Source organism: Brevibacillus reuszeri (assembly GCF_001187725.1).
Lineage (GTDB): Bacteria > Bacillota > Bacilli > Brevibacillales > Brevibacillaceae > Brevibacillus > Brevibacillus reuszeri.
Window position 1 is genome coordinate 787485 of record NZ_LGIQ01000007.1, and the last position, 21219, is coordinate 808703.

The following is a 21219-nucleotide window of genomic DNA, read 5'->3' on the forward strand; positions in this document are numbered from 1 at the left end:
ATTGGGAATTAAGTGTCCAATTTTATCTAGTGGATACTGTCCACTTTAGTTTAGCAGTCACATTTCTTCTTTTACATGGTCCTGAAGCTCCAAGAAATGACTATTGCAATGTGACTTGGACGCTACTCGAAACATATGCCCCTTTGGTATCAGTGGCTTTAATTGTCACTGTAACGGTACCAGTTTGAATGGGATTTCTAGAAATTTTTAAGGTTCCCGATGCATCTAAAGTGGCTGTAGCGGGACTTCCAACCATTGAGAAGATCAAGAAGGTCAAAGGATCTCCATCTGGGTCGGAAAAATTCCCTGCCACGTCAACAGTGATTATAGGTACCCCAGGGAGCATCGTTTGATCCGGAATGGGACTTACTACTACAGGTGCATGATTGCTATTCTCGACTTATTCCCTTCTCTTTGCGAGGGTTTTCATTCGAGCCTACACCGTGCGGGCGACTTTCATCGCACACGGCGTTCCATCAACGGATAAGAAAGAAAACTTACAATGGGCAATTCAATTATACAGCGAATGATTCCCAAAAATATTTCAGAGTAAAAGTTGAGACAAAATTGAGACTGAATTGGGAATCTAGATATTTACAAACCACACGTTTTGTTAAAAACAGCGAAATTTACTCCAAAAATTATCCTGGGCGTGAGATCCGGCAGGCAACCTCGTTTTAATTGAGGCAAACATGACAGGTGGGGGTGCTTAACTTTGAGCAGACCCAGTATTAGAATCTAGAGCGAGGAGTGAATGAATTGTGGGCGATTTGAAAGTCATCTCGTACAAAGGAGAACGCGTTCTGACCACTTCCCAGTTAGCCGAAGCAGATGGGACGGAATCCAAGAGAATACAGAACAAGTTTAATGAAAATCGTGCACTCTTTTCAGAAGGAAAACACTATACTCTTTTGGCAGGACAAGACGAACCTATCGGGACAGAGCCCTGCGCGGGAAAGTGTTCTCGTCACGTCATTGTGGTCTGATTTCAAGGGATATTACAATGTCGAATCATTCAAGAACATTCGGACAAAGCAAAAGAGTACATCAGCAGTTGGAGACCACAAGGTAAGCTCTTACGGGAAATTGAAGACAGCAATAGGCAAATGTCGTTTTCGTGAAAGGAGTAGGTTATTGTGAGTTGCGCATTTTGTGATGAGAAGATCAAGGCGGACAAGTCTGAATGGATCTTGGTGACTAAGAAGGTATCTGTTTAGTCATATTGCTGCTTGGGCTGCTTAGCAGGTCATGTGGATGAACTGGCAATGGAGGAAGAAGAGAAAACTGGTTTGGTCAGTTGAAATCGGTGTGCTTCGTAGAGGTAGGTAAGGAGCGGAAGCATCGAGATATCGACTGCTCCTCGTGAATAAGCAAAAGCCTGGGGCAGAGTAATTTGTCACTATCAAACCGTAGCAATTTACCTGTTTCATTAGGATAAAGGCGTCCGTGACTCCAAACAACTCGCTGACGCTGCCATAAACTCTGACATGCATATCTGGAAACACGTTAGCAACGCTACCTTCTTCAAGTGATAGGCGCTCATTTTTTTGCTCAATGACAAATAGAATCTCCATTGCTAACAGGGCGTCCTTGAGGTAGCTGACATCTGACCAAGGCACTAAATAGTAAAACGACTTATCCATGTAACCAACGCCTTTGTCGTGATTATAACCTAACGAGTTGGGATGACCGTTTTGGAGGTCTTGGCGCGTGAGGAATACATTGAGTGGCAGTGATCGGAACAAGACAATAAGACGCACCTGTGAAATGTGGGGTGTGGTAAAATGGATCGATCAGTATGGCAGGAGAATTAAACTGGTTTGTGATGAGGCTGTCCAGTGGATACTTTTGGATCTGATAATCGATGTTAGAGCGTGAACACCAAAGAAAAGCCGTCAGCAAGGTCAAAAATACTGACGACTTTTCATATCCTGAAATTACTTACCTGTTACCAAGAATTCTTTCATACGTGTTTCGATCTCATCACGAACTCGTTGAAACTCAGACCACTCTTTCCCAGCAGGATCGTCGAATCCCCAATGGACACGTTTTACATGCGGCGGTGTCGTTGGGCAAATTGAATCTGCATGACTACATAGTGTTACGACCAGATCAGCTTTGATTAGAATGACTGGATCAATTACATCTGATGTTTGATCAGAAATGTCTATTCCCACTTCTTGCATCGCTTTTACGGCATTCGGGTTCACTCCGTGGGCTTCAATTCCAGCAGAAAGGACATTCCACGTATCACTTAAATATTTCTTTCCCCACGCTTCAGCCATTTGGCTACGGCAAGAATTCCCTGTGCATAAGAAGTAAATTGTTTTTTTGTTTTCCATGATGTATTCACCTTTCCGCGTCAATAAGGGTATGTGTTGGCAAAATACTTCCGTTTAAACCATAATGCTACGTTGACCAGTGCGATCATCACAGGAACTTCAACAAGAGGTCCGATAACAGCTGCAAATGCTGCACCCGAGTGAATCCCAAACACACCGACTGCAACAGCGATAGCCAACTCAAAGTTATTGCTACCTGCTGTAAACGCAAGGGTAGTTGTGACTGGATAGTTTGCGCCGATTTGCTTCCCCATGAAGAAAGAAATAAAGAACATAATGATGAAGTAAATCAGTAGTGGAGTTGCGATGCGAACTACGTCTACAGGTACACTGATGATGCTTTCTCCCTTTAGTGAGAACATGACAATAATGGTAAAGAGCAAAGCAATCAATGTAATAGGGCTTATTTTGGGGATAAAGACTTTTTCGTACCAATGGCTACCTTTTGTTTTTACTAAAACGAAACGTGTCAACATTCCTGCAAGAAAAGGAATACCCAAGTATATGAACACTGAATTTGCTACTTCTGCCATCGTAATGTTAACGATTGCGCCCTGAATACCAAGCCATTCTGGAATAACAGTGACAAAGATATACGCATAGACCGAAAAGAAAAGCATCTGAAATACGGAATTGAATGCGACAAGACCAGCTGCATACTCTGTATCACCTTTAGCGAGATCATTCCAAACAATCACCATAGCGATGCATCGAGCCAAGCCAATCATAATCAGACCCACCATATACTCTGGCTTATCTGGCAAGAATATGATCGCTAATAAAAACATCAAGACTGGGCCAATGACCCAATTTTGTATCAGGGACAGTAAAAGAACCTTTCGATCTTTAAATACTCGCCCCATCTCTTCATAACGAACTTTTGAGAGAGGGGGATATATCATAAGAATTAACCCTATAGCAAGCGGGAGGGAGGTTGTGCCAATTTGTAAGTTGTTCAATCCGCTTGTGAAGGCAGGAAAGAAAGTTCCTATGCTAATCCCGACAGCCATAGCAAGGAATATCCAAAGGGTTAAGAAACGATCTAAAAATGATAATTGTCTCATGAAATACTCCTTTTGGATTAACAGCAGGAAGCTTTGTTTACTTCTGAATTTGAATCTATACAGCAGGATGTGGATTCGATTTTATGAAATTCACTATCAGCCTTTGTGTAAAAAAACTCCCATTCATTTCCTTCTGGATCAGTGACCCAAAATTTATCTTGGATCGCATAACAGCACGTGGTAGCCATCTCTTCACGTGCAAAAAACCCTTCTTTTTCTAGCCTTTCCTTGTGAGTTACGATTTCTTCTGCGCTTTCAACTTGGAATCCGAAATGATTCACTTGATTTCCGCTAACGGCGTCCTGAACATTCAATGTAAAGTTAAGCCCAGGGTTTTCCAATAAGAACTTCGCATAATCTGTCTTTACCTTTACAGGATCCACTCCGAATACTTTTTGATAGAACTCAATAGATTTCTCCAGGTTCGTTACATTAATCCCAACATGAACATACTTCATTTCTTCTTCCTCCCAGTATTAAGAATGTATTAATCAAAAAAAATCGATGTAAGGTTTAAAAAAAAATTAGCAGCAGCTTCCTTTTCCTGTTTTCCTGAAAATGCAACAAAGCTCTTCCGATAACAGATGATTTACTTCGTCATCATTCAAATCGTAATAACTCCATGTACCTTTTGTCTCTTTCATTATCAGGTTGGCTTCCAATAAAATCTTGAGGTGATAGGATAGCTTAGATTGTGGCATATCAAAAACTTCTTGTAGGTCACATACACACGTCTTACCTCTTTGGCAAAGCTCATACATAATTTCTAATCGTTTCTGATCGGCGAGAGCTTTGAACTTCTTCTCATATAGCTCCAGGTTTTGTTTTATATCGTTCATCGAAAATACCTCATTCATCAATTTTTTTTGATGATCTTATTATATGCATGGTTTCTAGGAAAGTGCAATGACTAAATCAATTTTTTTTGATGATAAAATTTCCTCCATTAACAATTCAATCGTTAGCTGTTGCAATGGATAGAATTATCATCATTAGAACATAATGAAACTACAACAAGTGCCTCATATCACGTCTAGCCTCCACAGTTAGTGCGGGCATTTTTCTCTAACACAAGTAACTGAGGATTGGGGACGAGCTTCACTTGGAATCCCAAATATTCGCTCAGATACGAACGGGTGAGAACAAGAAAAACCCTTGATAATCGAGGGCTTTAATGATTGACTCGGATTTACATTTTGAATTATTTTTGCCCACAATTTGTCCACAAAAAGATGAAAAGATATACAACGTAGTGAAAGGTGCAGCATTAAAAGTGGTGATTTTGCAAGGTTTTCATGAAGAGAAAAAACAGCTTGAAATCGAAAGGCATGTTCCGCACACGCATCCATGATTGGGAGCGCGAGCAGTACATGAGCACTTACTAATAAGCGTTTACCCCTTGTGCCACTTGGTGCGAGGGGTTTTTCTTTTTGTGGGCAGACCTTCATTTATTCACGTAGGTCTTACCCTTGCCCGCAAAAACTACTAAACCAGGAAAAACTTCGAAATGAAGTGAAGAAGCAACTTAGGTGCTATGATTTCCAGAAATGGTACCGTAACGGTTTGAAGCAGAAATGTCGCTTTTTAGTGGGAGTTACAGACGGGACTCTATCAGAAGCTTCCTTGTTTATTCTTTGTTGATTGTAGTTTGATAGAATGAACACGCCCATTGTAAATCTCTCGCGGAAGGAGCCTTTTATCTGTTGACGGAACGCCGTGTGCGATGAAAGTCGCCCGCACGGTGTAGGCTCGTTATAAAGCCATAGAAATAGACTGGTATAAAACGAGAATAGCGGACCAAGTGATACAACACCTCCAGATGCGGTACCAAGCCTAGTGGCAACTCCGAGAATCATGGGGGCAGTTACTCTTAGCTGGGTAGGGACATCTGATTCGGACTGGGATCACTATGAATTGTATTATTTAGTTGATCCAGTAGCCGATGCAGATGATACAAGTACTCATCATTCCAACTATAGCCATCAAGGAAACAATAGTGCAGACTTTTACTTTACTCCAGGGAGGAGAGTATCTTTCGCACTGTACTCTGTCGATGCTGCTGGAAACAAGTCAGTGACTAAAACATCTGTAACCCCATCGTTTTAACGTTAGGAACTAAATCAATTAACCCTCAGGAAATTTTCTGAGGGTCTTTTCTTTGAGGAGGTAATTTTTTACTCGGAAATACTTTGTATGAGTACTTCGAATGTAATTTGAATGCTTACGCGACCTAAGCGTTTCTGATTATATTTTATGTCTACAACTTGATTGGTGACAGCGTTTGCATGTCTTGACAAGAACAAATGCATCAGTACTCTTTGCTCTAAACTTTTCATATCATGGAATACGTTACTTTTTATTGTGAGACAAGAGGTGGGCGATTCCTTCATCTTCAAATAGCTTTTGGAATTAGCGTAAAGCACGGAATCTAGGCTTCTATCGAAATACCCTGTAATAGAGCCGTCTAAACTTATGAGCGGTTACAACTGCATCATGGCCTTGGTCTTTATCCGAACGCTGATAACTTAAGATTGCAACGAATACAACCGTAAGCGAAATGGCTATGTAAACAACGAGACTGGCGATTAAGAACATAACTGAGAGAACCTCCTTTGAAGATACTATCTTCTGTTTACAGAAAAATGCTTGATTAGATATATTTTGAAAAAAGTATGTAACCAATTTTTTTGTCTTTATCTCATATTATTATCCTAAGGAAAAATAATTTCATATACAACAAAAAGTTTCCCTAACGAAAAAATGATCTTTATTTTTATCAAAAAATGGATTATGATTAGTTTCATTAAGTTAGAAAAAATAAAAAATGAATATCAAACATGCAGGAATGACTCCTGTTGTACATGCTGCTCCTTAAATGGAGCAGCATGTAGCATTTTATGGGGGTTAGTATTGGTATTCATTATCAATGAGAGGGGAAGTGTCGTATGAATCCGAATTATGAAACGGCTGAAGGTTGTGTCAAACAACAAGAAATGGAGCATCCCAGATCAACGGGAGCTGAAAAAAGCGTTTGGTTGCATCGCTATGGCGAAGCGATAGCAGCGTTAGCTTGCGGGATTTTGATTGGGGTGGCATGGATCATTGGCAGCACTTCTCAGCTGTGGTCGGTTATCTTCTATTTACTTGCATTCACAGTAGGAGGATTTGTCAAAGCAAAGGAAGGACTAACGACTCTTATCAAAGAGCGGGATATTGACGTTAACCTGCTGATGTTCGTTGCCGCGATCGGCGCAGCAAGTATAGGGTATTGGGCGGAAGGAGCCATCCTCATCTTTATTTTCTCACTCAGCGGAGCTATGGAAACGTACACTATGGATCGTAGCAGCAGGGATATATCCTCCTTGATGGATAGTAAGCCGGAAACGGCCGTCCTGTTCAAGGAGGGCGCGGAAATGACGGTTGCCATTGAACAATTGCGGGTCAGGGACATTGTGTTGGTCAAACCGGGGGAACGCATTCCGGCTGATGGTTTCGTGACACAGGGGTCATCGGCCGTCAATCAATCCTCCATCACTGGCGAATCGGTTCCTGTGGATAAAGGAAGAGGCGATGAGGTTTTTGCCGGAACATTGAATGGTCAAGGGGTCTTATTCATCGAAGTAAGTAAAATGAGCGAGTCGACGCTATTTGCCAAAATTATTCGTCTCGTACAGGAAGCGCAAAGCGAGAAACCAGCTTCTCAACAGTTTATGGAACGGTTTGAGAGTATTTATGCGAAAGGCATCATCCTGGTTTGTTTGTTGCTGATCGTGATTCCGCCAATTATGCTGCACATGTCATGGAGTGAAGCTTTTTACAAAGCCATGGTGTTTCTCGTCGTCGCATCCCCTTGTGCACTGGTCGCTTCTATCATGCCGGCCATGCTTTCCGCCATATCCAATAGTGCGCGAAGAGGAATACTGTTCAAAGGTGGTGCACATCTGGAGAATTTGGCTATGATCAAGGTGATTGCATTTGATAAGACAGGAACGTTGACTGCCGGTAAGCCTGCTGTCACCGACATCATTTCCTTTCAGGGATACGAGAAATCTGAAGTACTTCGAGTTGCTGCAACACTGGAGAGTTTATCTGCTCACCCGTTAGCTAAAGCAATTGTACTTGAAGCGCAGTCAAAAGGAGTAGAATTTGGTCGTCCATCTGATTTTCTTACACTTACAGGTTGGGGAATTCAAGCGCAATGGGGGGGCGATTTGTGGAAAATCGGAAAACCTTCATTGTTGGAAAAAAAGTTCATGACAGATGAGGTATCAGCAGAAATTGACAGACTCGAAGGGGAAGGGAAAACTGTTACGGTGATGCATCATTCACAGGGAGTTGTTGGTGTAATCGCGTTGCGTGACAATATTCGCTCCGAAGCAAAACTTGCGGTCGCCATGCTAAAAGAGCAAGGTGTTCAAGTCGCGATGCTAACTGGTGATCAGAAGCGTACGGCACAGGCAATCGCCAGGGAGTTGGGAATTGACAGGGTATATGCCGATCTATTACCAGAGGATAAGGTAAATCGAATCAAGGAACTAAAAGCGACCTACGGTACAGTTGCGATGGTTGGAGATGGCATCAATGATGCGCCAGCGCTAGCCACTGCCACAGTAGGGATCGCGATGGGGGTAGCCGGAAGTGATGCGGCACTTGAGACAGCTGATCTCGTACTGATGAACGACGACATACGAAAAATTGCTGAAGCAATTGTGCTTGGCAAACGAACCAAAACGATCATCAAGCAAAATATCATTTTTGCCATGACGGTTATCGTCCTGCTTATTTCGGCCAACTTCTTTCAAGGGATTGCCCTTCCATTTGGAGTGGTTGGGCATGAAGGAAGTACGATCCTGGTCATTTTAAACGGATTGCGGTTGTTGAGGTAGTGTTGCAATAGGGGAGAGGATGCAGACTCACTAACAGGTGTAGCCTGCATCTTCAATATCAATAATGAACTTTGTTTTTACGGCACGTATGCTTGCAATTAATATTTTCTGTCCCTGACAGCTTTTCGGTGAGTCATTACAGAAACCAAAGGCCTTTCATTTTCACACGGAGCTGCTTTTCTCGAAATTGCCCTGGAATGATTGTCCATCGAGATAAACAGACAGAAGGCCCCTAGAGCAATCAGTGCTATCGTTGTGATTGGAAGCAGAAGGTCCATCTTCATTACTCCTTAGCTGTCGATATAATAACGAAAATCATTATCATTATTATACCCGTTTTTCGCAAATATTCAATCTGCTCTTCATCAAATCTCCTCAAGCAGGGCGAAGATGAAGAATGCCAAACACAAATGTGAACCTTGCGACTGCTGCAGGTTAGACGATCGCCTCCAGTCGGTGTTGATGTCATTCCAAATGCATTCATTTAACTAACAGCAGTGTATATAGAAAGAGGAGCCGATTATGGGCTCCCGTTGCTTTTCCTTGACGTTCTATGATTAACCTTGTCTTTGCTTGTGTTTGGTGTTATCACAAATAATCATGACGGTTCTATTTCTTCTAATGGTTTTACATTTTTCACACATTGGCTTTACAGACGGTCTCACTTTCATCAGAAACCCATCCTTACAAAGCTTACTTTTATGCACCGGGAATCCGTATAAGATAGGTGGACTCTCGGATATTTATCATATATGAATTAACAATGGCAATCAATTGAAAACGAATGGAAATGAGTAATTTCACAAATCATTGTTTGTTATAAAAGGCATTACTGGATAAAATTTTTTGAGTCATATCAATTGCAGCAACTAGTTTGATTTGATCCATTTTGATCAGCCCTTGTTTGTATTCAGCAGCAGTCGCTTCGGAGACACCAAGAAAACACATTAAAAGGATTCAGGTTGAGTAGTCCGTTCTTGTGAGAATTTTGTGAGATGAGTTTGATAGGATGAAAATGCCCATTGTAAGATGCTTAAAGAAAGTAGTCCTTCTCGTTGGTTGATAGAACGCCGTATGCGTTGAAAGGCGCCTGTACGGTGTAGGCTCGTTATAAAGCCGGAAGGTATAAGACGAGAATAGCCCAATTCCCATTAATGATTTGACTTTTGTACAAAGCGGAGGAAATCTGAATTTTACGTTTAGTAAACCTGATGGTGCAACGAGTGTGACATTGTGGGCATCTCAGGATGGACAAAACTGGAGTAAACTCGGAGTGCTTTTAGATAAAGATTCTAGCAGTGCGACAATAGGAGCTCCTGATACACCAATGAAGTATAAGTTGCTTGTTATGGGAGGGAGTAAGTCAGGCGGTTCAAACACTGTAGAATTCACACCTCCTAATGGTCCAATTGATGATCTTGCTTATGAGAGAACTGGTGGACTTGTAAAACTCACCTTTAGCAAACCGGTAGGAGCAACTCGTGTGAAATTGAAATTTTCCCAGGATGCCGGATTGACTTGGGCGGATTACCCAGCACAATTAGACGAGAACTCTACTTCATACTCATTCGGCATTAATTTAGGAAACACTTTCGATTGGAAACTTCAACTTGTGGTTGAAGGGGGAAACAGAGAAGGGGAATCAAATATTGTAACGTTTATTTATCATCCTTAGTCGAAAGTGTTAGATCGGCTTTACACGATTAGAAAAAGAGGAGCTGCAATGGCAGTTCCTCTTTCTAATTCTTACGTTGATTATCGCAGACCTGGCAGAGTTGAGAGTATGCAACCAAACAACTGACAATGACTACCTGTCCACCCACTCAGTCTGGAGAATAGCATACAGGTATTCATCAACCCAATGTCCTTTTGACATGTAGTTTTGCAATAAATGACCTTCTCTTCTCATGCCGATACGCTCCAGAACACGGATGGACTTTTCATTTCGGACATCTGTAAAAGCGATCACTTTATGCTTCTTCTGTGTATGAAAGATATAATCCAAAAGCGCACCAACCGCCTCGTTTGCATATCCTTTCCCTTGATGCTCGGGAGCGAGGGTAAATCCGATTTCCACAATTCTAGGTTCAGCTAGCGGTGTATGGAGAGCGCAATCTCCAATTAGTTCATTTGAATTCGCTAAAGCAATGGCGAACTGAAACCAGCTTCCAGGTTCATTGGGTTTATGCACAATTTGTCTGTTTACGAATGACTCTGCATCTTTTTGCGTGTAGTTTTCCCAAGATTGAAACTGAGAAACGAGCGGGTTAGAACGATACTTATAGAAGGAATCAACGTCTTCAAGGCAAAAATGCCTCAAAACAAGACGATTTGTTTCCGCATAAATCGGGTTGGACGTTTCCATTTTTTCACCCCATATTTATATGTTTGAGCATACTGTACATTGTAGAGTTATCTGTTCTATTATGCATGACAAGTCAAAAAATAAAAACAAGTTTTGTACATTTCACCTTGAGAAGAGGGATGTTCCGATCCTTACTGTATTTGATAGGTGCAGGCTACTGGGCTTAACTAGGAAGAATAACGTTGAAAAACTTGAAGAATTCCGAAGATCGCAATGAAAAACAAGATAGCGGATACGGTCCGAAGCATAAAAAAGTAAAAGTCTGTAGGCTCTCCATGATGATAAAACGCGGTGCCGAATTTGTTCCAAATAGCTCGGGGGTAGAGGGCGCTAAAACCAGTAAAGATCAGCCAAATAAAGTAAAGAAATAATTCAAGAAACATATCCATTTATTCCCTCCTTACTATGATTCTAGCAAGTGAGTAGGCTATACTTCAAATGAGAATGTACAGAATCACCCTATTCATAACAATTTTGTGACGAATATAGGTTTTTTTTCCCATGCCTCTCTACAGTTTGTATGCAACAGTGTAGTATGAACAGGAGTAAAGCGAATTAGGAAAGCGATGAAAAGATAGCAACTGTGTAGAGTAATTGAAAAGGGAGTACTATATGAAGCGAAAGAAAAAGATAGCGGTTTTCAATCATCTTGTTGAGCTACGAAAGCGAATCGTTTGGGTAATTCTTGTATTTGTTTTGATGTTTATGGTCGGTCTGTATTTTGCAGGTCCGATTATCGAGTATTTGAAAGTAAAACCGATGGCTGATGGAGTCCCGGTTATTTCCCTTCATCCGTCCGATGCATTACGCGTATATATGCAATTTGCCGCATTGGTTGGCGGTTTAGGCACTTTGCCTGTAGCTCTCTATCATATGTGGAAGTTTGTTTCGAAGGGGTTAAGCGAAAAAGAACGTCGAGCCGCGTTTTTCTTTATTCCGGCAGCATTTTTTCTTTTTGTAATCGGAATTTTGTTTGGGTATTATATTATTTTTTCTATGATGATGCAGTTTTTGGCTGATCTATCGCATAATATGGGGATTACTACGAAATACGGGATCGGCTCGTATTTTGATTTTATGTTTCAGTTAGTCGTTCCAATTGGGGTATTATTTGAGCTCCCGATTGTCGTCATGTTCCTTACTCGATTACGTATTATTAATCCGAAGTTCCTTTCAAAAATGCGACGTTTCGCTTACTTTGGAATTGTCGTAGTGACCTTCATTTTGACGCCACCTGAGCTTGTAACGGAGATTCTTACGACGATCCCTCTTTTGCTGTTATATGAGCTGAGCATTTGGCTCTCAAAGATTATTTATCGCAAGCAACAGATGGAGGACGCAATGCTTGATACAGAAAATGAGCCTATGGTGTCATCGTAATGAAAAGAGAAAATGGGATGGAAAGAAAGATAGAATTATTATAAAAACGAAGGAGAGCTGCGAAGAGTAGCTCTTTTTGGGTTAAAAAGGAAATGAATGATTATTAAATCTTGATTTGTTAAAATATGTTATATATTCTAGTGGAACAAGCATGAAAGCCCCTGCGATCTCAGAAAATGGAGACTATACTATGGATGCGAATGGCAGAGACATTTTCGTTTACTCGAACTTACAATCTGCTTGTATATATAGAAGAGCTATTCAGCAGCTTTACAGATTATCGATACGAAGGGAACTGAGCAGGATGTTAATTCATGTAGATGTAGTGTACGTGCTTCTTTATGATCAGGAGACAGACAAGATTCTTGCTGTCCATAATGAGCAGTTTTGGAGTCTTCCAGGTGGGAAGAGGGAGCACGGCGAAATGCTAAGTGAGGCAGCTGTCCGGGAGGCAAAGGAAGAAACGGGATTAGACGTACGTGTCTTTGATATTGTACACGTAAGTGAAAAGGTAATAAATGACGAGCATGCGACATTCATTACCTTTTATGGTGAAATAGGAGGTGGAACCATCGGGACGACCGATTCAGAAATCCAGGATATCAGGTGGCTTGGTTTGGATGAAGCGGAAGTCTTGATGCCATACTTGGGGAACATTCGAGAATTACTAAGAAATCACGCGCATTACCACGTGGAAAAATAGGAGGAACACTTCAATAAACCTTGTGACCTACGTGATAGGCTACGAGGTTTTTTCTTTTGAAAAGCGTGCAATCAGCTCCAAATCGGAGAGTTCTTCCAAGTCCAGAAGCGCTTGATACGGGTCGTCACCAGGGATTTGAAAATAGCGGGCAAAAGCTGGTTCGGTTTTCGTCCCTTTCTCTTTTAAGCGTCGGATTTCGCGATAAGCATCCTCACCACCCAATGATAACAACCGCGCTTCCATGTCCATATGCCGATATGCATTTTGCCGTATGACGGGAACGGGTTGTGCGAATAATTCGAAGAAAAAGCCTTTAGCAAAAAAAGAAATGACACTTGTTGATACTTGATTAACCGTGAGACGTAGCTCTGTGTATTCCTGATGCTTTCCGAAGATAGGGCGTACGATTGACTCAAAGTGATCGAAATCATGGCATTCACAAATAATATCGAGATCACTGTCTGCTACATCGATATGTAAAGGAATCGTACCTGCCAGTACAGGGGTATATGCGCACAAAATTTCCATAATCCTTGTTTCTGAAATCGCCTGCCACGCTTGCTGTTGGCGAAGAGTCCCTTTACGTAAATATGTGATATCGTGCCAGTTTCTCAACAAAAGAACCTCCGTTTCTAATGGAAAAGGGGGAGTGAATCTCCAACAATATATTGTAGCGATACGCGTGATAGAGTGCAACGTAATTGGGAATCACTCGTATATGTAATTGAGGGGAGTGCAGAGAATGGAGATTATTCTTTGGATTATTGTCATTGCTTTGTTCGCATTAAGTATTGTGGGTATTTTTATGCCTGTCCTGCCAGATACGCTGCTGCTTTGGGGAGGCTTTTTGCTCTACCACTTTTTCATTGCTGATCCGGGAGCAGGCTTGCCGGCTTCGTTCTGGTGGGGAATGGCAGTGCTCAGTATACTTCTGTATGGGGCAGATTTGCTAACGAATATGTACTTCGTAAAAAAATACGGTGGCTCGAAATGGTCGTCTATGGCTGCTGTTGTAGGGATTATTTTGGGGATATTCTTGTTTCCGCCATTCGGTATGCTGATTCTACCATTTTTGCTGGTCGTATTGGTGGAAGTACTTGTTCAAAAGCAAACACTCGAGAAAGCAGTCAAGGCGGGATTTGGCTCGCTTATCGGCTTTTTGGGTAGTGCGGTTGTCAAGGTTGTGTTGCAAGTAGCTATGATCATCTGGTTTTTCATTGCGCTATAAATGAGCATGCAAAAAGGACAGCCTTGGCTGCCCTTTTTATATTGGATCAGAGTCCTGACTTCTCCAGGTCCAGCAACTAGTTAAACTGGGCGTGTCCCGGATGAAACGGTTTTTTAGTGAATGAGTCTGTATACGCCAATGACTTTCCCCAGAATGGAAACGTTATCTAAAATGATCGGCTCCATGGTTGCATTTTCAGGCTGTAGTCGGAAGTGGTTTTTTTCTTTGAAGAAACGCTTGACAGTTGCTTCATCTTCTTCCGTCATAGCAACAACGATATCGCCGTTATTTGCTACATGCTGTTGACGAACGATGACGTAATCCCCGTCCAAGATGCCTGCATCAATCATGCTGTTCCCGGAAATACGAAGCATGTACACCTTGTCCGATGTCACGATGTTTTCCGGTAAAGGGAAGTACTCCTCGACATCCTCGATTGCTGTAATTGGCAGGCCAGCGGTAACTTTACCGATTACAGGCACGCGAACAACGGAGTCTTCAAAATTGTCTTGAAAACGATCTTCTTCGGAGAGCAGCTCAATTGCACGAGGCTTGGTTGGGTCTCTGCGGATAAGTCCCTTCTTTTCCAGGCGAGCCAAGTGCCCATGCACAGTTGAGCTGGAAGCTAGTCCTACTGCTTCTCCGATCTCCCGGACGGAAGGCGGATATCCTTTGTCGCGAACTTCTTTACGAATGAAATCAATTATGGCTTGCTGCCTGCTGGATAATTTCGACATATAAGACACCTCTATTTTCTCGAACATGTTTTCCTATATTATACCATGGGAGCTTGCGTTCGACAAACATAAGTTCGATTATTTTGTTGACATGAACGTATGTTCTCATTTATCATGAAAACAAGAACGAGGAACGTATGTTTGCAGGAGGGGATTTTGATGAACGTAATGACCGTACATAATCGTTTTGAGGAACAGGAAGCTCGCCGCGTGCGATTTGGCATAACCAGAGGACAGGCTCTTCTATTTCTTGCAACTTTTGCACTCTTTTTTTACTTATTAACCGAACTGGTGTTTGCCTCTGGCCAAGCTGCTGAGATTCATATCAAGGAAGTGACTGTTCGATCCGGTGATAGTCTGTGGAGCATCGCTGTTCGCTATCAGGAAGAAGCCAACATGGGCGTACATGAACTCATACTTGCCATAAAAAAGGCGAACGATCTGCAAGGAGCACTAATTTATCCTGGACAAACACTCATCATTCCTGTATCAGAGTAACACTTGTGTAGCTTGCGGGATGGCTGTGATATGGTATAATGGAGCAGCATTATTACAGAGTGGGAGGAACCAGCATTGGTATCTGACGCAGAAATTAAACGCATTAACGAATTGGTTAAAAAATCGCGCGAGGTTGGTTTGTCCGACGAAGAAAAGCTGGAACAAAAAGCTCTACGCCAAAAGTATATTGACGCCGTAAAGCTCTCGTTGAAGGCGAATTTAGATTCGATTCGTTATGTAGAAGACCTTGAAGAAAATAACCCAAAACAGTAAGATAACAGGTATGAATACAACAGACATCCTTGCATTACGCCAGGGTGTTTTTTTCTGTGAAAAACGTCTCGGCGTTTTTACCGAAGCTGATGCTAGATGTTACGCTGAGGCACTCTGTCATAAAAGTGGATGTGATCGCTTGCGGTCAAACAAAACGGTCATGACCGTTTTTGTTCCACGTGTTTGAATCGAGGAGGGGATGACATGGCGTGGGTGGCAGTAGCGGTAGGTGGAGCGTTGGGTTCGCTTTTTCGTTACGGGCTTTCTTTATTGGCTAATCAACCAGGCCTGCCGTTAGGAACGTGGTTAGCAAACGTGATCGGCTCTTTTCTCATCGGTATTCTTTCGGTGTGGGGGAAGGAAAAAGGAATCCTGTCTCCAGAGCTGTACTTATTATTTGCTACTGGAGTGATGGGTGGCTTCACGACGTTTTCTACGTTTTCACTGGAGGTCGTCTCATTTTTTGGAGATGGACAAATCACCAGAGGGATTTTATATGTCACACTTAGTGTGGTTATCGGCTTATTATCTTGTGCAGCAGGAATTTGGCTGGGAAGGCAACTTCATTAAAAGGTAGTAGCTCATTCAAAACGTGAGAGGGGGGATGGGTATGAGTACCCAGCACCGGGAGTATGAACAGGAACAACATAAATTGGATGAAACGGTAGCGATGATCGACGCTGAAATTACACAGTTACGAGAAGATATTCGAGAAGCGACGGATGATTACGTAAAACAAGTTGTGAATTATAACAAAGCAAAAGACTTGCGTTATCTAGAGGATCATGGACGTGAGAAGCCGTATTTTGGCCGGGTCGACTTCATGAAGGATGAAGTTTATGAGCTAGACAAGGTCTATATTGGAAAAAGAGGAATCGTTCGTAGCGATACGTTTGATTCAGTCGTAGTCGATTGGCGTGCACCGATTGCCAGTCTGTATTACTCTGGCGAAAGTAAAGATGCGTTTTACCGGATGGGAAGAGAAATCGTCCGTGGAGAAGTCACCTTGAAACGGAACTTCGCTATTGAGAACGGAAAAATAACTGGGATTTATGATGGAGCGGTAAAAGAAACGATAAACCGCGAGATGGGAGATCCTGATGATTTTTTGCAGGAAGGCTTCATTGATGAATTTTTAGCGGCCAACCTGAACCAGGCAAACGACAGTCGTCTGAAGGACATTGTGGCAACTATTCAATCCGAGCAAAATGACATTATTCGAGCGGAAAAAGATAAACCACTGGTTGTACAAGGGGTAGCAGGAAGCGGAAAGACAACGATTGCGCTTCATCGCTTATCCTACTTGATCTACAACTATCAGGATACGATGATGTCCAAAAAGTTTATGGTGTTCGCTCCCAACAGAATGTTTTTGGCGTACATATCTGAGGTTTTGCCTGAGCTTGGTGTGGACGATGTACAGCAAGCCACGTTTGTCGATTGGGCAGCGCGTTTAGTCAAGCCGTTACTGCCAAAAGGATGGAGAATTGTTAGTCCGGACAAACCGTTGCAGCTGTTTTTTGAAGAAAGTCAAGACGAAAGGCAGCAAGAAATTGCGCGAAACCGTTTGCGCTTCAAAGGTTCTCTTGACTGTCGTATCGCTTTGGAAGGATATATCGATTACGTTATCGAGAAAAAAATTCCATTTAAGAAACTAAGCTTTCAGTACAACAAAACGAAACAGGTATTCTCGATCTCCGGTGATTTTATTCGACAAAGTTTTATGGAGCATTTTTCGAATATGCCCTATCATCGGCGTTTAGATGCGCTGCGAAAGCATCTTAAGCAAGAGATGAACAAGCAGCTATTCTCTCATCTGCGTGAGAAGAAAATAGACCTGGATAAAACCGGCTTGGCAAAATTCGAGAAGATGCTGGAACAAATTTTGGATACGTATTTGACTTCTTTTCCACGTCTGGAAACCTTCGCAGCGTACCGGGAGATGATCAGCAGCGAAGAACTACTGCGAAAGCTGGTGCCAGAAGAGGTTAGTGACGCGACCATTCGTGATATCGTTGAATCTTCAACAACTTTACTAGCCGAAGAACGAATTGAGGCAGAAGATATTGCACCGCTGCTCTATTTGCATCACCTGATCGAGGGTATGAACAAAGCAGAGCATTTTGACCATACGGTAGTAGACGAGGCGCAAGATTTGAGTGCACTCGAAGTTGCCGTCATCGCTCTGGCGACAAAACGACATTCATTAACCATCGTAGGGGACATCGCACAAGGTATTCACAGCTATCGCGGAATCCATGCCTGGGAAGAATTGACACAAGGAATATTTACTGAGCATCGTCCATCGTATTACACGCTTTCGCAAAGCTATCGTTCAACAATTGAGATCATGAAATGCGCCAACGAGGTATTGCGTCTGATTCAATTGCCGGAAACGGTTTTGGCGAAGCCTGTTTTGCGGCAAGGCGAGATCCCCGTACTGGTTACACCTGCATCTCGTAGCGAGCTGTATAAAGGTATAGCACGTAGAGTAGAGGAGTTTACTGCCGAGGGATTCAAAACGATTGCCATTGTCACGAAAACGATTGGCGCGAGTAAAAAAGTATTCAAGAGCCTGCAGGAATCGATCCCGGAGATGACTCTGCTCAGCAGTAAGGACAATCAGTTTCCAGGCGGTGTGACAGTGATGCCTGCGTATTTGACCAAAGGGCTGCAGTTCGACGTTGTTTTCATCGTTGATGTAGACCTGTATCAAGATAATGAATGGGATGCCAAGCTGCTTTATGTGGCCATGACTCGTCCTGTTCATCGATTGGTCCTGACTCACTTGCAAGGAAGCGAGATGCCGTTATTGCGAGAATTACCTCCTGAACTATATCAATCAGAAGCAAATTAAAAAAACAGAACACTCCCTGCATGATGTGTCGCAGGTGGTGTTCTGTTTTTCTTCTTAGTGGTCGCCAGTGTTTCCTTTGGAAGGGTTGGTGATTACAAAGCCTTCTTGTGGCAGAAACAGGTAGTCGATGATAATTCCATCGAGCAGAGGCTCATCTTTTTTCACAATGACATCAATTTCCTTGTCAGTGGAGACTACTTCGTCCTCTTCTGTTGGATTGTCCAAAGCCAAGCCGTAGTGCGCGTGGTCACCATGTGCGTGTGTAATGTATACGCGCAATTTCAGATCTTTTTCTTCTTCCTGTTCCATAATGGTAGTCAATTGTTTCGCAGCATTGCGCGTAATTTTCACTTTCATGGGGCAAGTCTCCTAACGTATGTAAGTCTTTCTCTATCATATTAGCAAAGAGGGAAATACAGATGCAATGTTGAAAGTGTGCGATGGATAGAAAAAAGAGGAGGGATACGGAGATGAACATCGATTTGCGCAGCGATACAGTAACCAAGCCTACGGAAGCGATGCTTCGGGCAATGGCAGAAGCAGAGGTAGGGGATGATGTTTATCGAGAAGACCCGACCGTAAATCGCTTAGAGGAAATAGCGGCAGAACGTCTCGGCAAAGAGGCGGCCCTGTTTGTGACGAGTGGAACGCAAGGAAACCAGATAGCCGTTCTCACGCATTGTGTGAATGGAGATGAAGTGATTTTGGAAGCTGAATCTCACCTCTTCTACTACGAGGGAGGAGCGATGTCGGCGCTTGCTGGTGTCCAGACACGCACCATTCATGGAGAGCGTGGATCGATGCGGGCAAAAGATGTAGAGAAAGCGATTCGTGGCAATAATATTCACTTTCCACGAACGAAGCTGATTTGTCTGGAAAATACGCACAACCGTGCAGGTGGTGCTGTTGGCACTGTCGAGCAAATGAAGAGCATTTATGAGGTTGCCCAAAAAAACAGTGTGCCCGTTCATTTGGACGGAGCGAGGCTTTTTAACGCAGCAATCGCTTTGGGTGTAGATGTGGGAGAGCTATGTAAATATACCGATACCGTTCAGATTTGTCTGTCAAAAGGATTGAGTGCTCCGGTTGGTTCCATCATTGCTGGAGATCGGGACTTTATAGAAGAAGCAAGATGGTGGAGAAAAAAGCTCGGTGGCGGGCTGCGACAAGCAGGCTATCTAGCTGCGCCGGGTATTCTTGCTTTGACGCAAATGACAGAACGCCTCGTAGAGGATCATGAGAGGGCAAAACAGCTGTCAGATGGTTTGCGCAAGTTGTCTTTGAAAGTGGATACAGTTGAAACAAACATCGTCCTGCTCCACACAGAATCGATTCATCAAACAGCAGTCGACTTCTTGGAGCGTTTGGCGGAAAGAGGAGTTTTAGCAGTTGATTTTGACGACTATGTCATTCGCTTTACAACGCATCGACATATTAGCGAATCCGATATTGCTCGCGTACTTGAGATCGTAGAAGAATTGCTTGGTGCTGCTACAGCCTCGCATTAACAAAACGAAACAAATGAAATACCTGAGTCCCTGTTTCCTCGTCAGTGAAGATGAGACAGGGATTTTTCTTGATCTAGCGCAGGCGCGTGTAATTACCAAGCTCCAAAGAAATACTATAGCTATCCAACCTATGAGAAAAGAGGGACAAGATGATTTCGGCAAAAGACCGTGAGCGAATTCAAAGCCAGATGAAGCGCGACGAAAGCAGAATCGTCAATATCGTTTTGAATGATACCCAGCAAGTGGCAGGTGAAATTGATAAAGCCACCCACCAAGGCATTTTCATGGTGGATGGCCGTTACTATGGGTACGAAGACATAAAAGAAATCAACGGCTTGTATTAAAACGCGAGGCTTACTGTGCTTCTATAAGCGAGGGGCAGGGAAAAAGTGTCGCAGTGCATCCGGTAATTCCTTTTGCCACAACCCCCAGACATGATTTCCGGGCTTTTCTCTGTACGATAAATCTGCCTGTTTTGCGTGCATTGCTTTTTTCGCCAGTTGATTCCACTCGACGAAATCAAAGGTGCCCATATGTGTTTCAACTGCTGTTTCATCGAGACCGACAACCATCCAAATACGTAGCCAGCTCAACGTAGATTGGTGGTCAATTTCATCGAGCGTGGTTTGAAAGAAAGCTCCTGATAAAGCCAATACTTGCGAAAAATACTCTGGATTGTCCAAAGCGAGGTGGAGAGCTACAGTTCCACCCAAGGAATCTCCAGCTACAACACGTGACGCTGCTTCACGTCGAATGGGGTAACGCTCCTCGATATAAGGTACGAGCTCTTCTATGAAAAAACGTTTATAGGCTGCGTTTCTTGAGCCAACAGGCGAATACTCACTGGTTCGTTTGCTTCTGTCAACCGATACACCAACGACGATAAATGGTTCAATGCCTTCATCCAAAATGAGCTGGTTTGCAATCGTAGCAATTCGCCCCATCGTGAAGAAGTCATTTCCATCCTGACAGTAAACAACAGGATAGGAAAGAAGCTCATTATAACCGGGTGGCAGATATACTTTGACGGAGCGAGGAGAGTCCAGATGAATACTGGGAACTTCTTCTTTCATAATCGTTCTTTTTACATAATCAGACATGGTTTCCCGCCTCCTGATTTATTAAAAAACAAAACTAACCCTTGAAAAAAACTGATACAGCTTTTATAGTAAATGATAACAGAGAGGAAATAAACCCTGTAATATCAATACTATAACACATTAAACAGACGCATGTCTGCAGTATAACAGGGTGGTGCAAACGGCGCTGTAAGCCCTTACTTGCACGATATAATTTTCCTTCTTCTATCCGGGCCACTTCCGACATCATTCGCAGTCGTTATTCAAGCGAGCAACTGCTCAGATGAAATGACCTGCGA

Annotated in this window: 26 protein-coding genes and 1 pseudogene; 14 read left to right on the top strand and 13 right to left on the bottom strand. The window is 42.8% G+C overall.

Annotation, left to right across the window (positions count from 1 at the left end; translation table 11 throughout):
• The coding region (locus tag ADS79_RS36100; protein ID WP_236699972.1) for a hypothetical protein at positions 1 to 188 on the top strand (188 nt) is incomplete at its 5' end.
• Here ADS79_RS36100 and ADS79_RS36655 read toward each other — a convergent pair.
• Positions 101 to 388: pseudogene (locus ADS79_RS36655) on the bottom strand (Ig-like domain-containing protein); the annotation flags it as partial. The gene ADS79_RS36100 and the pseudogene ADS79_RS36655 sit on opposite strands and share 88 nt — an antisense overlap.
• A gap of 373 nt (positions 389 to 761) precedes the next feature.
• On the opposite strand from ADS79_RS36655, the gene ADS79_RS13550 reads away from it, so the two are divergent.
• Positions 762 to 986 (top strand): ORF6N domain-containing protein, encoded by a 225-nt coding sequence (locus ADS79_RS13550; protein ID WP_161807280.1) that lies wholly within the window; start codon positions 762 to 764, stop codon positions 984 to 986.
• A gap of 252 nt (positions 987 to 1238) precedes the next feature.
• On the opposite strand, the gene ADS79_RS36105 is transcribed toward ADS79_RS13550, so the two are convergent.
• The 5 genes from ADS79_RS36105 to arsR form a co-directional block, all read right to left on the bottom strand.
• Positions 1239 to 1643, bottom strand: a complete 405-nt coding sequence (locus ADS79_RS36105; RefSeq protein WP_236699973.1) for a hypothetical protein — start codon at positions 1641 to 1643, stop codon at positions 1239 to 1241.
• 294 nt (positions 1644 to 1937) lie between these two features.
• A complete protein-coding gene (gene arsC / locus ADS79_RS13560) occupies positions 1938 to 2342 on the bottom strand; it encodes an arsenate reductase (thioredoxin) (RefSeq protein WP_049738912.1) in 405 nt (134 codons plus the stop codon).
• A gap of 20 nt (positions 2343 to 2362) precedes the next feature.
• Entirely contained in the window at positions 2363 to 3406 is a 1044-nt protein-coding gene (gene arsB, locus ADS79_RS13565) for an ACR3 family arsenite efflux transporter (RefSeq protein ID WP_049738913.1), read from the bottom strand.
• A 17-nt stretch (positions 3407 to 3423) separates the two neighbouring features.
• Positions 3424 to 3864 carry an ArsI/CadI family heavy metal resistance metalloenzyme gene (locus ADS79_RS13570; RefSeq protein WP_049738914.1) on the bottom strand — a complete coding sequence of 147 codons (441 nt, stop codon included), beginning with the start codon at positions 3862 to 3864 and terminating at the stop codon, positions 3424 to 3426.
• Positions 3865 to 3930: 66 nt separating this feature from the next.
• Complete coding sequence (gene arsR / locus ADS79_RS13575; protein ID WP_174769653.1) at positions 3931 to 4236, bottom strand: arsenical resistance operon transcriptional regulator ArsR; 306 nt, start codon at positions 4234 to 4236, stop codon at positions 3931 to 3933.
• Between the two features lie 344 nt (positions 4237 to 4580).
• On the opposite strand from arsR, the gene ADS79_RS35285 reads away from it, so the two are divergent.
• Both ADS79_RS35285 and ADS79_RS13580 read left to right on the top strand, forming a co-directional pair.
• Positions 4581 to 4757, top strand: a complete 177-nt coding sequence (locus tag ADS79_RS35285) for a hypothetical protein (RefSeq protein WP_161807281.1) — start codon at positions 4581 to 4583, stop codon at positions 4755 to 4757.
• A gap of 1594 nt (positions 4758 to 6351) precedes the next feature.
• Positions 6352 to 8292, top strand: coding sequence for a heavy metal translocating P-type ATPase (locus ADS79_RS13580; protein WP_049738916.1), 1941 nt, complete (start codon positions 6352 to 6354; stop codon positions 8290 to 8292).
• 557 nt (positions 8293 to 8849) lie between these two features.
• On the opposite strand, the gene rpmJ is transcribed toward ADS79_RS13580, so the two are convergent.
• Positions 8850 to 8963, bottom strand: a complete 114-nt coding sequence (gene rpmJ, locus ADS79_RS34365) for a 50S ribosomal protein L36 (RefSeq protein ID WP_084765841.1) — start codon at positions 8961 to 8963, stop codon at positions 8850 to 8852.
• 602 nt (positions 8964 to 9565) lie between these two features.
• Between rpmJ and ADS79_RS13590 the strand changes: the two genes are divergently transcribed.
• Entirely contained in the window at positions 9566 to 9967 is a 402-nt protein-coding gene (locus tag ADS79_RS13590) for a hypothetical protein (protein ID WP_049738918.1), read from the top strand.
• A gap of 132 nt (positions 9968 to 10099) precedes the next feature.
• On the opposite strand, the gene ADS79_RS13595 is transcribed toward ADS79_RS13590, so the two are convergent.
• Together ADS79_RS13595 and ADS79_RS36845 are read right to left on the bottom strand one after the other, a co-directional pair.
• Positions 10100 to 10657, bottom strand: a complete 558-nt coding sequence (locus tag ADS79_RS13595) for a GNAT family N-acetyltransferase (protein ID WP_049738919.1) — start codon at positions 10655 to 10657, stop codon at positions 10100 to 10102.
• Between the two features lie 167 nt (positions 10658 to 10824).
• Complete coding sequence (locus ADS79_RS36845) at positions 10825 to 11046, bottom strand: DUF6199 family natural product biosynthesis protein (RefSeq protein ID WP_049738920.1); 222 nt, start codon at positions 11044 to 11046, stop codon at positions 10825 to 10827.
• A 223-nt stretch (positions 11047 to 11269) separates the two neighbouring features.
• On the opposite strand from ADS79_RS36845, the gene tatC reads away from it, so the two are divergent.
• Together tatC and ADS79_RS13610 are read left to right on the top strand one after the other, a co-directional pair.
• Positions 11270 to 12037 carry a twin-arginine translocase subunit TatC gene (gene tatC, locus ADS79_RS13605; protein WP_049738921.1) on the top strand — a complete coding sequence of 256 codons (768 nt, stop codon included), beginning with the start codon at positions 11270 to 11272 and terminating at the stop codon, positions 12035 to 12037.
• Between the two features lie 304 nt (positions 12038 to 12341).
• Positions 12342 to 12740 carry an NUDIX hydrolase gene (locus ADS79_RS13610; protein WP_049739092.1) on the top strand — a complete coding sequence of 133 codons (399 nt, stop codon included), beginning with the start codon at positions 12342 to 12344 and terminating at the stop codon, positions 12738 to 12740.
• Positions 12741 to 12779: 39 nt separating this feature from the next.
• Here the strand turns inward: ADS79_RS13610 and ADS79_RS13615 are convergent, their stop codons facing one another.
• Positions 12780 to 13355 carry a DUF4269 domain-containing protein gene (locus ADS79_RS13615; protein ID WP_049738922.1) on the bottom strand — a complete coding sequence of 192 codons (576 nt, stop codon included), beginning with the start codon at positions 13353 to 13355 and terminating at the stop codon, positions 12780 to 12782.
• 127 nt (positions 13356 to 13482) lie between these two features.
• Here ADS79_RS13615 and ADS79_RS13620 point away from each other — a divergent pair, with 127 nt between their 5' ends.
• A complete protein-coding gene (locus ADS79_RS13620; RefSeq protein ID WP_049738923.1) occupies positions 13483 to 13968 on the top strand; it encodes a DUF456 domain-containing protein in 486 nt (161 codons plus the stop codon).
• A 113-nt stretch (positions 13969 to 14081) separates the two neighbouring features.
• Here the strand turns inward: ADS79_RS13620 and lexA are convergent, their stop codons facing one another.
• Positions 14082 to 14705: a transcriptional repressor LexA gene (gene lexA, locus ADS79_RS13625; protein ID WP_049738924.1), complete on the bottom strand. Its 624-nt coding sequence runs from the start codon at positions 14703 to 14705 to the stop codon at positions 14082 to 14084.
• A 159-nt stretch (positions 14706 to 14864) separates the two neighbouring features.
• Here lexA and yneA point away from each other — a divergent pair, with 159 nt between their 5' ends.
• The 4 genes from yneA (at position 14865) to ADS79_RS13645 (ending at position 18333) form a co-directional block, all read left to right on the top strand.
• Positions 14865 to 15203 carry a cell division suppressor protein YneA gene (gene yneA, locus ADS79_RS13630; protein ID WP_049738925.1) on the top strand — a complete coding sequence of 113 codons (339 nt, stop codon included), beginning with the start codon at positions 14865 to 14867 and terminating at the stop codon, positions 15201 to 15203.
• Positions 15204 to 15278: 75 nt separating this feature from the next.
• Entirely contained in the window at positions 15279 to 15476 is a 198-nt protein-coding gene (locus tag ADS79_RS13635) for a DUF896 domain-containing protein (RefSeq protein WP_049738926.1), read from the top strand.
• 204 nt (positions 15477 to 15680) lie between these two features.
• Positions 15681 to 16046, top strand: a complete 366-nt coding sequence (gene crcB / locus ADS79_RS13640; RefSeq protein WP_049738927.1) for a fluoride efflux transporter CrcB — start codon at positions 15681 to 15683, stop codon at positions 16044 to 16046.
• 40 nt (positions 16047 to 16086) lie between these two features.
• On the top strand, positions 16087 to 18333 hold the full coding sequence (locus ADS79_RS13645; RefSeq protein WP_049738928.1) for a HelD family protein: 2247 nt from the start codon (positions 16087 to 16089) through the stop codon (positions 18331 to 18333).
• Between the two features lie 54 nt (positions 18334 to 18387).
• Here ADS79_RS13645 and ADS79_RS13650 read toward each other — a convergent pair whose 3' ends face one another.
• The gene (locus ADS79_RS13650; protein ID WP_049738929.1) at positions 18388 to 18690 is read right to left on the bottom strand and encodes a HesB/IscA family protein; all 303 of its coding nucleotides are present in this window, start codon (positions 18688 to 18690) and stop codon (positions 18388 to 18390) included.
• Positions 18691 to 18803: 113 nt separating this feature from the next.
• Between ADS79_RS13650 and ltaE the strand changes: the two genes are divergently transcribed.
• Complete coding sequence (gene ltaE / locus ADS79_RS13655) at positions 18804 to 19841, top strand: low-specificity L-threonine aldolase (RefSeq protein ID WP_049738930.1); 1038 nt, start codon at positions 18804 to 18806, stop codon at positions 19839 to 19841.
• Positions 19842 to 19990: 149 nt separating this feature from the next.
• The gene (locus ADS79_RS13665) at positions 19991 to 20185 is read left to right on the top strand and encodes a hypothetical protein (protein ID WP_049738932.1); all 195 of its coding nucleotides are present in this window, start codon (positions 19991 to 19993) and stop codon (positions 20183 to 20185) included.
• A 21-nt stretch (positions 20186 to 20206) separates the two neighbouring features.
• On the opposite strand, the gene ADS79_RS13670 is transcribed toward ADS79_RS13665, so the two are convergent.
• The gene (locus ADS79_RS13670) at positions 20207 to 20941 is read right to left on the bottom strand and encodes an alpha/beta hydrolase (RefSeq protein ID WP_049738933.1); all 735 of its coding nucleotides are present in this window, start codon (positions 20939 to 20941) and stop codon (positions 20207 to 20209) included.
• Positions 20942 to 21219 lie beyond the last annotated feature (278 nt).